Here is an 11,049-nt window from a genome sequence, read left to right on the forward strand (position 1 = left end):
GGGTCGTCCGCCTCTGGGTCGGCCTCGGGGGTCAGCCTCGGGTGAGAAGCGAGCGCAGGAAGAAGGCGAGGTTGGCCGGGCGCTCGGCGAGCCGTCGCATGAAGTAGCCGTACCAGTCGGTGCCGTACGGGACGTAGGCGCGCATCCGGTGTCCTTCCGCGACGAGCCGCTCCTGCTCCGCCTCGCGGATGCCGTACAGCATCTGGAACTCGTACTCGTCGGGCTTGCGGCCGCATCGGTGCGCGAGCTCCTGGGTGATGGCGACCATCCGCGGGTCGTGCGAGCCGATCATCGGGTAGCCCTTGCCCGCCATGAGGATCTTCAGACAGCGGACGTAGGCGCGGTCCACCTCGTGCTTGTCCTGGTAGGCGACCGTGGCGGGCTCCTTGTAGGCCCCCTTGACCAGTCGTACCCGGGAGCCTTCCCCGGCCAGCGCCCGGCAGTCCTCCTCGGTACGGAACAGGTAGGACTGGAGGACGGCGCCGGTCTGCGGGAAGCGGGCACGCAGCTCGCCGAGGATGGCGAGGGTGGAGTCGACCGTCGTGTGGTCCTCCATGTCGAGGGTGACCGTCGTACCGGCCTCGGCGGCGGCCTCCACGACGGGCAGCACGTTGCGGTACGCCAGGTCGTGGCCGTCGGGCAGGGCCTGGCCGAAGGCGGAGAGCTTCACCGACATCTCGGCGCGCTCCCCCAGCCCCTCGCCGGCCAGCGCCTCGGCGAGCGCCAGGTAGGCGTCGCGGGTGCGCAGCGCCTCGGAGGCGTCGGTGATGTCCTCACCGAGGAAGTCGATGGTGACGTCGATGCCGCGCCCGGCCAGCGCGCGGACGGCCGTCAGGCACTCCCCCAGGCGCTCACCGGCGACAAAGCGGTCCACCACGGGGCGGGTGACCGGTGCGGCCGAGACGATACGGCGGATGCCGTCGCTGCGCGAGGCGGCGAGAAGCACGGGACCCAGCACGGGGCACCTCCACAAGACTGTCGGTTGAACGGCAAGGTGAGCCACCGTGAAACCTAAGGATCCCGCTGTTCACGGACCATCGACAGCTGTCAGGCATCCGTGTCCCGGATCTCAGACACCTGTATGAGAATGGGGGGATGAGCGAGGACTTCCAGACGCTGATCGACGAGGTCTCGGCGCTCCTGGGCACGCCGGCGACGCTGGAGAACCGGGACTTCGAGCTGATCGCCTTCGGCGCGCACGAGAGCGCCGGCGACGACGCCGAGCTGGTCATGGACCCGGTCCGCACCCGGTCGATCATGCAGCGCCGCTCGACGGCGGCGGTCCGCGCCTGGTTCGAGCGCTTCGGCATCACCCGCGCCGCCGGTCCCGTGCGGATCCCGCCCGACCCGGCGGCAGGCGTGGTCAAGGGGCGCATCTGTCTGCCCGTGCGCCACGGCGGAGTGGTCTACGGCTACGTCTGGCTGTTGGACGACGGAAGCCGACCGCTGGAGGACCCCCGGCTACGGGAGGCCATGGCCACCGCCGCCCGCATCGGCGCCCTGCTGGCCGGGCAGGCCAGGACCGGTGCCCGGCTCGGCGGTCTGCTGCGGGCCGCGCTTGTCGGCCCCCGGCAGGGCCGGGAGGCGGCCACCGCCGAGCTGCGGGGTGAGCTGGGCTCAGCGGCCGAGGCCCCGACGGCGCTCCTGGCCGTCGGGCCGTGGCGGGTCGAGGACCCGCGTGGGAACAACGCGGGGCGTCAGCCCGGTGGTCGGGGGCGCGCGGCGACGTCCGCCGAGCCGGGCCGGGCGGGTGGCGACGCCCCGGCCCCACCTCCCGCGGCCCTGCCGAACGTGCCGGTGCTGACCGTGCTGGACGCCGAGGAGACCGGCCGGCAGGCGCATCGGGGCCCGGCGCTGGCCGCGCTGGTGCGGCTGCGGACGGCCGGCTCGTTGGAGCCGGCCATGGCCGCCGCCCACCGGCTGCTCCGCGCAGGCCCGGCCGGGAGCGCGGCATCCGGCGACCCGGTGGGCAACGCGGCCGGTGACCGCCCGACGGGCGGGCCCCCGGGCGGCGGTACCGGCGAGCGCGGCGGGCTGCGCGGCGGCGTCAGCGCGCCACGGTCGGGGGTGGTCGAGCTGGGTGCCGCCTGGTACGAGGCGCAGGCCGCGCTGCGGGCGGCGCACGCCGAGCGTCGGCTGGCGCCGATCGCGACGTGGCCGGGGCTGGGGCCGTACCGGCTGCTGTCCGCGCTGCCCGCCGGGGTCGCCGCGGACCCGGCGGTGCGGCGGCTGCTGGAGCCGGCACACCGCGAGATGGCCAGAACCGCAGAGGTCTTCCTGGACCTCGCAGGCCAGGCCGGCCGCACCGCCGCGGAGCTGGGCATCCACCGGCAGACGCTCTACTACCGGCTCTCCCGCGTCGAGCAGCTGACCGGCCTCGACCTCGCCGACGGCGAGTCCCGCCTCCTCCTCCACATGGCCCTCAAGGCGGCCCGCTTCTGACACCCGCGCCCCTCGGTCGCCGGGGCGGCCGAGGGGCGCGGGGTCGAGTGCGCGGAAGCGTCAGTCCAGGTTGACCGTGCGGGCGGAGGTGGCGCCGATCTGCTCGGCGATCTCCGTGAGGACGGTCGGCGGCACCGTGTCGTCCACGGTCAGCGCGACCAGGGCCTCGCCGCCCTCCTCGGCGCGCGACACCTGCATGCCGGCGATGTTGATGCCGGCCTCGCCGAGCACCTTGCCGATGGTGCCGACGACGCCGGGCCGGTCGGCGTACCGCAGGAAGGCCATGTGGTCGGCGAGGTTGAGGTCGATGTCGTGCTCGCCGACGCCGACGATCTTCTGCTGGTGCTTGGGGCCGGCGAGCGTGCCGGAGACCGAGATCTCCTCGCCGCTGCCGAGGGTGCCCCGGACGGTCACCACGTTGCGGTGGTCGGGCGAGTCGCTGGAGGTGGTGAGGCGGACCTCCACCCCCCGCTCCTGGGCGAACAGCGGCGCGTTGACGTAGGAGACGGTCTCGTCCACCACGTCCTCGAAGACGCCCTTGAGCGCGGAGAGCTCGAGCACCTTGACGTCGTGCTGGGTCAGCTCGCCGTACACCTCGACGTCGAGCCGCACGGCCACCTCGCCGGCGAGCGCGGTGAAGATGCGGCCCAGCTTCTCGGCGAGCGGCAGCCCGGGACGTACGTCCTCGGCGATGACGCCGCCCTGGACGTTGACCGCGTCGGGGACCAGCTCGCCGGCGAGGGCGAGCCGCACCGAGCGGGCCACGGCGACGCCCGCCTTCTCCTGGGCCTCGCCGGTGGAGGCGCCCAGGTGCGGGGTGGCGACGACCTGGTCGAAGGCGAAGAGCGGGGAGTCCGTGCACGGCTCGGTGGCGTAGACGTCGAGGCCGGCGCCGGCGACGCGGCCGTCCTTGAGGGCGGCCGCCAGGGCGTCCTCGTCGACGATGCCGCCGCGCGCGGCGTTGATGACGCGCACCGACGGCTTGACCTTGCGCAGCGCCTCGTCCCCGATGAGACCGAGCGTCTCGGGCGTCTTCGGCAGGTGCACGGTGATGAAGTCGGAGACCTCCAGCAGCTCGTCGAGCGAGAGCAGCTTGACGCCCATCTGCGCGGCCCGCGCCGGCTGCACGTACGGGTCGTAGGCGACCACCTTCATGCCGAAGGCGGACATGCGCTGGGCCACCAGCACGCCGATGCGGCCGAGACCGACCACACCGAGGACCTTCTCGGACAGCTCGACACCGGTGTACTTGCTGCGCTTCCACTCGCCGCCCTTGAGCGCGGCGTTGGCCTGCGGGATGTTGCGCGCGGTGGCGACGATCAGACCGCAGGCCAGCTCGGCGGCGGTGACGATGTTGGAGGTGGGCGCGTTCACGACCATGACGCCCGCCTTGGTGGCGGCGGAGACGTCGACGTTGTCGAGGCCGACGCCGGCCCGGGCGACCACGCGCAGCCGGCGGGCGGCCGCGATGGCCTCCGCGTCGACCTTGGTGGCGCTGCGGACCAGGATGGCGTCGACATCGGCGATCGCGCTCAGCAGCTCGCCCCGGTCCGCGCCGTTGCAGTGGCGGATCTCGAAGTCCGGGCCGAGGGCGTCGATGGTGGCCGGGGACAGCTCCTCGGCGATGAGTACTACAGGCTTGCTCACTTCGGTCTCAGTCCTCACTGGTCCTGGGTGTCCCTCCCACGGCCGCCTGGACGTGGGCGAGTACGGCCGCGTCCCGTCGGCCGAAGGCGGTGGAGGTATGCAGCCGCGTGGAGACGCACGACGCTGTGAGCCTGTGACGCGCTATTGGCATGCAGTGTAACGGCGCGCGGCCGCCCCGGGAGCGGGATCCCGGGGCAGCCGCACCATCGAGCTAACGGCTCGCATCGCTGTGCGACCCCTGGGCTGCTCAGGCCTCTTCGTCGACCCAGCTCATGAGCTTGCGCAGCTCCTTGCCGGTGGTCTCCAGGAGGTGGTCGCCGTCGGCCTTCTTGTACTCGTTGTACTTGGGCAGACCGGCGTTGTACTCGGCCATCCAGTTCTTGGCGAAGGTGCCGTCCTGGATCTCGGCGAGGACCTTCTTCATCTCCGCCTTGGTCTGGTCGGTGATGATGCGCGGGCCGGTGACGTAGTCGCCCCACTCGGCGGTCTCGGAGATGGACCAGCGCATCTTCTCCAGGCCGCCCTCGTACATGAGGTCGACGATGAGCTTCAGCTCGTGGAGGCACTCGAAGTAGGCGATCTCCGGCTGGTAGCCCGCCTCGGTGAGGGTCTCGAAACCGGCCTTGACCAGGGCGGAGGCGCCGCCGCAGAGCACGGCCTGCTCACCGAACAGGTCGGTCTCGGTCTCCTCGGTGAAGGTGGTCTTGATGACGCCGGCGCGGGTGCCGCCGATGCCCTTGGCGTAGGACAGGGCGAGCTGGAATGCGTTGCCGGTGGCGTCCTGCTCGACGGCGGCGATGCACGGGACGCCGCGGCCCTCCTCGAACTGGCGGCGGACCAGGTGGCCCGGGCCCTTGGGGGCGACCATGCAGACGTCCACGCCGGCCGGCGGCTTGATGAAGCCGAAGCGGATGTTGAAGCCGTGGCCGAAGAACAGGGCGTCGCCGTCCTTGAGGTTGTCCTTGACGGACTCCTCGTAGACCTTGGCCTGGATCGGGTCCGGGACGAGGATCATGATGACGTCGGCCTCGGCGGAGGCCTCGGCCGGGGTGACGACCCGCAGGCCCTGCTCCTCGGCCTTGGCGCGGGACTTCGAGCCCTCGTGGAGCCCGACGCGCACGTCGACACCGGAGTCGCGCAGGGAGAGCGCGTGGGCGTGGCCCTGGCTGCCGTAGCCGAGGACCGCGACCTTGCGGCCCTGGATGATCGAGAGATCGGCGTCGTCGTCGTAGAACAGCTCGGCCACTTGGGTTACTCCTTGTCGAGTCTTGCCTGTGTCGGTGGTGGTCTTGGGCGACCGGTCCACCGCTGGGAACACGTTATGCCCGCCGGCGGTGGTCGCGGTCCGCGGTCTTGCGATGCGGGCGGCCCGCCGCGCGTCGCCTCACACGGCGGCGACGCGGCGGGGGTGTCACGCGCTGCGGTCCAGGGCGCGCAGCGAGCGGTCGGTGATGGACCGCGAGCCGCGCCCGATGGCGATCGTGCCGGACTGGACCAGTTCCTTGATTCCGAACGGTTCCAGCATGCGCAGCATGGCCTCCAGCTTGTCGCTGCTGCCGGTGGCCTCGATCGTGACGGCCTCCGGGGCGACGTCGACGGTCTTGGCGCGGAAGAGCTGGACGATCTCCACGATCTGGGAGCGGGACTCGTTGTCGGCGCGCACCTTCACCAGAACGAGTTCACGCTGGACGGCCGCGGCGGGTTCCAGCTCGACGATCTTCAGCACGTTGACGAGCTTGTTGAGCTGCTTGGTGACCTGCTCCAGCGGCAGGTCCTCGACGTTCACCACGATGGTGATGCGGGAGATCTCCGGGTGCTCGGTCGTGCCGACCGCCAGCGAGTCGATGTTGAAGCCGCGGCGGGAGAACAGCGCGGTGATCCGGGCCAGGACGCCGGGCTTGTTCTCCACGAGGACGGAGAGCGTGTGCTTGGACATGTCTGGTTACTCTCTCGCTCGCTGGTCAGTCGTCGCTGTCGCCGAAGTCGGGGCGGACACCGCGGGCCGCCATGACCTCGTCGTTGGAGGTGCCGGCCGCGACCATGGGCCAGACCATGGCGTCCTCGTGGACGATGAAGTCCACGACGACCGGGCGGTCGTTGATGGCGTTGGCCTTCTCGATGACGGCGTCCAGGTCGGCCGGGTCCTCGCAGCGGATGCCGACGCAGCCCATCGCCTCGGCCAGCTTGACGAAGTCGGGGCAGCGGGTGCCCTGCGGCGGCGAGTCGGCCGGTTCGGCGTCGGGGCCGCTGTGCAGGACGGTGTTGGAGTACCGCTGGTTGTAGAACAGCGTCTGCCACTGGCGGACCATGCCCAGGGCGCCGTTGTTGATGATGGCGACCTTGATGGGGATGTTGTTGAGCGCGGCGGTGACCAGTTCCTGGTTGGTCATCTGGAAGCAGCCGTCGCCGTCGATGGCCCAGACCGTGCGGTCCGGCGCACCGGCCTTGGCGCCCAGCGCGGCGGGCACCGCGTAGCCCATCGTGCCCAGGCCGCCGGAGTTGAGCCAGGTGGCGGGCTGGTCGTACTTGATGAAGTGGGCGGCCCACATCTGGTGCTGGCCGACGCCCGCGGCGTAGATCGTGTCCTCGGGGGCCAGCCTGCCGATGCGCTCGATGACCTGCTGCGGCGACAGCGAGCCGTCCTCGGGCAGGTCGTAGCCGAGCGGGTAGGTCTCCCGCCAGCGGTTGAGCTGCTGCCACCACTCGGTGTGATCACCGGTGTTCCCGGCGGCCTGCTCGGTCTGGACGGCGACCACCAGGTCGGCGATGACCTCGCGGGCGTCGCCGACGATCGGCACGTCCGCCTCGCGGTTCTTGCCGATCTCCGCCGGGTCGATGTCGGCGTGCACGACCTTCGCGAAGGGGGCGAAGGAGTCCAGCTTGCCGGTGACCCGGTCGTCGAAGCGGGCTCCGAGGGCGACGATCAGGTCGGCCTTCTGGAGCGCGGTGACGGCGGCGACCGTGCCGTGCATGCCGGGCATGCCCAGGTGCTGCGGGTGGGTGTCGGGGAAGGCGCCGAGCGCCATCAGGGTGGTGACGACGGGCGCGCCGGTCAGTTCGGCCAGGACCTTCAGTTCGGCGGTCGCGCGGGCCTTGAGGACGCCGCCGCCGACGTAGAGGACCGGTCGCTGCGAGCCGCTGATCAGCCGGGCCGCCTCGCGGATCTGCTTGGCGTGCGGCTTGGTGACCGGGCGGTAGCCGGGCAGGTCGGTGACCGGGGGCCAACTGAAGGTGGTCTGCGCCTGGAGGGCGTCCTTGGAGATGTCCACCAGGACCGGCCCCGGCCGGCCTGTGGAGGCGATGTGGAACGCCTCGGCGATCGTCCGGGGGATGTCCGCCGGGTCGGTGACCAGGAAGTTGTGCTTGGTGATCGGCATCGTGATGCCGCAGATGTCGGCTTCCTGGAAGGCGTCGGTGCCGATGGCCTTGGAGGAGACCTGGCCGGTGATCGCGACGAGCGGCACGGAGTCCATGTGGGCGTCGGCGATGGGCGTGACCAGGTTGGTGGCGCCGGGTCCCGAGGTCGCCATGCAGACGCCGACCCGGCCGGTGGCCTGGGCGTAGCCGGTGGCGGCGTGGCCGGCCCCCTGCTCGTGGCGGACGAGGATGTGGCGGACGCGCGAGGAGTCCATCATCGGGTCGTACGCGGGCAGGATCGCACCGCCCGGGATGCCGAACACGGTGTCGGCGCCGACTTCCTCGAGCGAACGGATGAGGGACTGGGCGCCCGTCAGGTGCTCGACGGGGGCGGGCTGCTGCCCGCCGCTACGGGCCCGCGGCTGCGGTCGGGGGGCCCCGGTGGCCTGCTCGGTCATCGGTCTTCTCTTCCCGGCTGAGGTGAGGGTGGTGGCACTCGGATGGTGGTGACAACACCGCTGCGCGGTGTCGGTCGGGCACTGAGGGTTACCAGGGTTCACGGACCCGGGTGGTCGGCGGCTGGTGGCTTCGAGTCGGTTTCGGGAGGTTCGGGGGTGTTGCGCCAGGGCGTCGGTGCAACAAAAAACCCCTCGTGCCGTGAGGCAGGCGAGGGGAGCGCGTCGCTGTCGTCTCGGGTCATCGTGGTGGCCCGGTTCAGTCGACGCGCTTTCCAATTACGAGAAGTCGGGTGCGCATGGCACCGACCTTCCTCCGATCACCCACCGGGTGTCAAGTGGGTGGGACGGAAGTCTCAGAATGTGGTCGGAGCGGCGAATGCACCACGGGGTCCGGTGTTGCCGCTCCACCCCTCCTGACCGGCAGCGATCCGGCGACCACGACCGAGCGTCCGCCGCCCCGGCTGGGCTGCGCGGGCACGTTCGCGACCGGCAGCGGGTAAGCGCCGCCGCTCAGCGCCCGCCGCAGCCGGTGCTCGTCCAGCGCGCTGGAGAACACGGCGCCCTGGGCGTGGGTGCAGCCCAGTGCCCGGAGCGCCGCCGCCTGTTCGGGCAGGTCCACCCCTTCGGCGTAGGAGTCCGTGCCCAGCTCCCGGGCGATGCGCAGCAGACCGGCGGTCAGCTTGTACAGCCGGCCGGACTCGGTGAGGCTCTCCACCAGCGTGCGGTCCAGCCGCAGGACGTCGATCTGCAGGGCGCGCAGCGCGGCGACCGTGCCGTGGCCGCAGCCCATCGCGTCCAGCGCGATCCGTACGCCGAGGCGGCGCAGCGCGGCGAGTCTGACCTCCAGCTCGCCCAGGCTCACCCGGGGGTCGTGCTCGGCCAGTTCGACGGTCACGTCCTCCGGCGGCAGGCCGTGGCGCTCCAGCAGGGCGGCGAAGGCGCGGCCGTCCAGCACCCGGTCGGTCAGCCGTCCGGCGGGCACCCGTACGACCACCGGAACCCGCAGGCCCGCGGCGCGCCGGGCCGCCGCCCTCATCACCGCCTCCTCCAGCGTCCAGCGGTCCACCTCGGCGACCCTCTCCTCGCTCCGCGCGTCGGCGGTCCGCCGCTGGCCCTGCCGCAGGAACTCGCCCGGCGTGAAGAGGATGCCCTGGGAGGAGCGCCACCTGGTCTGCGCGGCGACGGCCGCGACCCGCCCGGTCTCCAGCGAGACGACCGGCTGGTGCAGCAGGACGAACTGGCCCTCGTCGAGGGCCGTCCGCAGCCGGCCGGCGAGCTGGGAGCGCTGCGCCATCTCCGCCTGGAGCTGCGGCGCGTACAGCTCGACGCGGCCCTTGCCTGCCTGCTTGGCCCGGTACATCGCCAGGTCGGCGTTGCGCAGCAGGGTGCTGGGCGCGATGCCGGGCTCGGCGAACGCCACCCCGATGGACGCCGCGACCCGCACCTCCGTGCCGGACTCCACGAGGTAGGGCTCGGAGAGCTTGAGCCGCAGCCGGTCGGCGATCTCCAGCACCCGCATCTCGCGTTCGGCCGGGTCCGGACTGCCCTCGCCGATGATCAGGGTGGCGAACTCGTCGCCGCCGAGGCGGGCGGCGGTGTCCTGGGCGCGGACCGACTCCAGCAGCCGGCGGCCGGCCTGCACGAGGAGTTCGTCGCCGGCCTGGTGCCCGATGGTGTCGTTGACGGCCTTGAAGCCGTCGAGGTCGATGTAGAGGACTGCGGCGTCCCGGTCGGGGCCGTCGCTGTCCCGGCGGCCGCCGAGCGCCTGCTTGACACGTTCGGTGAACAGCGCCCGGTTCGGCAGGTCGGTCAGCGGGTCGTGGGAGGCGTTGTGCTGCAACTGGGCCTGGAGTCGGACCCGTTCGGTGACGTCGCGGCTGTTGAAGATCAGCCCGTCCCGGTAGCGGCTGACGGTGGACTCGACGTTGAGCCAGCTGCCGTTGCCGTGCTGGAAGCGGCACTCCACCCGGGTGGAGGTCTCCTGCCCCGGCGGGGTGGTGAGGTAGCGCCGCACCTCGTGCAGGAACCTGCCGAGGTCCTCGGGGTGGATCAGCGCGGAGAGCGGGGAGCCGACGAGTTCGGGCGCCGGCCGCCCGTACACCCCGGCCGCGGCCGGGCTGACGTAGCGCAGCACCCCCTCGCAGGAGGCGATCATGATGACATCGCTCGACCCCTGCACCAGCGACCTGAAGTGCCGCTCCTTGTGGGCGAGTTCCCGGGCGAGCCGGATGTTGTCGAGCAGCATGATGGCCTGCCGGACCACCAGCGCCAGCGCCACCGTGAAGGCCGTGACCAGCACGACCTGGTCGACCTCGCGCCGGTCGCCGAAGTTGTACAGCGCGCCGAGGATGCACACGGCGGCGGCCAGGTACGGCGTGAGCGCGGCGAACACCCCCGCGACCGGCCTGCTCTCCTCCTCCTCGCGGTCCGACGTGGCCCGCTGGGGCACCCCGCCCGCCCAGGGCGCGTACGCGAGGAGCAGCGAGCCGGCGAACCAGCCCGCGTCCAGCAGCTGTCCGGAGGCGTAGCTCTGCTGGAAGAGCGGGGCGGTGAAGAGCGCGTCGCACAGCACGGTCACGCCCAGCGCGCCCGCCGCCGTGTTGATCACCGAGCGGTCCACCGAGGAGCGCCGGAAGTGCAGGGCGAGGACCATGCTGACAAGCACGATGTCCAGCAGCGGGTAGGCGAGTTGGGTGGCCGCCTGGACGACCGAGCCGTCCCGCCAGTCGTCGGCGTGGGTGAGCGCCAGGCTCCAGCACAGGGTGAGCAGCGAGCCGGCGATCAGCCACACGTCGAGCCCCAGGCACACCCAGCCGGCCGTGGTGACCGGGCGTTTTGCCAGCACCAGCAGCCCGACGATGGCGGTCGGGGCGAAGAGCAGGAAGAAGAAGTCGGCCAGGGACGTCTCCGGCACGGGTTGCCGCAGGACGAACTCGTACCAGCCCCAGACGGCGTTGCCCATGCCGACCATGGCGGAGGAGACGGCGAAGAGCAGCCAGGCGGGCCGGTGCCGGCCGGCGGCTCGGCGCGCGTAGAGCAGACAGGAGTAGGCGGCCAGGAAGGCGGCGGCGGCCAGCCCGAAGTCGCCCATGAAGACGGCCAGCCGGTCCGATCCCCAGCCGAGCGCGGCGCCGGTGCCGTATCC

7 protein-coding genes are annotated in these 11,049 nt (G+C 72.0%); 1 reads left to right on the forward strand and 6 read right to left on the reverse strand.

Features of this window, described 5'->3' with window-relative positions:
- Nucleotides 1-31: 31 nt before the first annotated feature.
- Nucleotides 32-958: a proline dehydrogenase family protein gene (locus GL263_RS13030; protein ID WP_182855838.1), complete on the reverse strand. Its 927-nt coding sequence runs from the start codon at nt 956-958 to the stop codon at nt 32-34.
- A 137-nt stretch (nt 959-1,095) separates the two neighbouring features.
- Here GL263_RS13030 and GL263_RS13035 point away from each other — a divergent pair, with 137 nt between their 5' ends.
- Nucleotides 1,096-2,442, forward strand: coding sequence for a helix-turn-helix domain-containing protein (locus GL263_RS13035; RefSeq protein ID WP_182855839.1), 1,347 nt, complete (start codon nt 1,096-1,098; stop codon nt 2,440-2,442).
- Nucleotides 2,443-2,502: 60 nt separating this feature from the next.
- Here the strand turns inward: GL263_RS13035 and serA are convergent, their stop codons facing one another.
- The 5 genes from serA to GL263_RS13060 form a co-directional block, all read right to left on the reverse strand.
- Nucleotides 2,503-4,089 carry a phosphoglycerate dehydrogenase gene (gene serA / locus GL263_RS13040; protein ID WP_182855840.1) on the reverse strand — a complete coding sequence of 529 codons (1,587 nt, stop codon included), beginning with the start codon at nt 4,087-4,089 and terminating at the stop codon, nt 2,503-2,505.
- Between the two features lie 247 nt (nt 4,090-4,336).
- Nucleotides 4,337-5,335: a ketol-acid reductoisomerase gene (gene ilvC, locus GL263_RS13045; RefSeq protein ID WP_182855841.1), complete on the reverse strand. Its 999-nt coding sequence runs from the start codon at nt 5,333-5,335 to the stop codon at nt 4,337-4,339.
- A 165-nt stretch (nt 5,336-5,500) separates the two neighbouring features.
- Nucleotides 5,501-6,025: an acetolactate synthase small subunit gene (gene ilvN / locus GL263_RS13050; RefSeq protein ID WP_182855842.1), complete on the reverse strand. Its 525-nt coding sequence runs from the start codon at nt 6,023-6,025 to the stop codon at nt 5,501-5,503.
- A 25-nt stretch (nt 6,026-6,050) separates the two neighbouring features.
- A complete protein-coding gene (locus GL263_RS13055; RefSeq protein WP_182855843.1) occupies nt 6,051-7,904 on the reverse strand; it encodes an acetolactate synthase large subunit in 1,854 nt (617 codons plus the stop codon).
- Nucleotides 7,905-8,235: 331 nt separating this feature from the next.
- The coding region (locus tag GL263_RS13060; protein ID WP_182855844.1) for a putative bifunctional diguanylate cyclase/phosphodiesterase at nt 8,236-11,049 on the reverse strand (2,814 nt) is incomplete at its 5' end.

Origin of the sequence: Streptomyces durbertensis (assembly GCF_014156695.1) — a bacterium.
Classification (GTDB): domain Bacteria; phylum Actinomycetota; class Actinomycetes; order Streptomycetales; family Streptomycetaceae; genus Streptomyces; species Streptomyces durbertensis.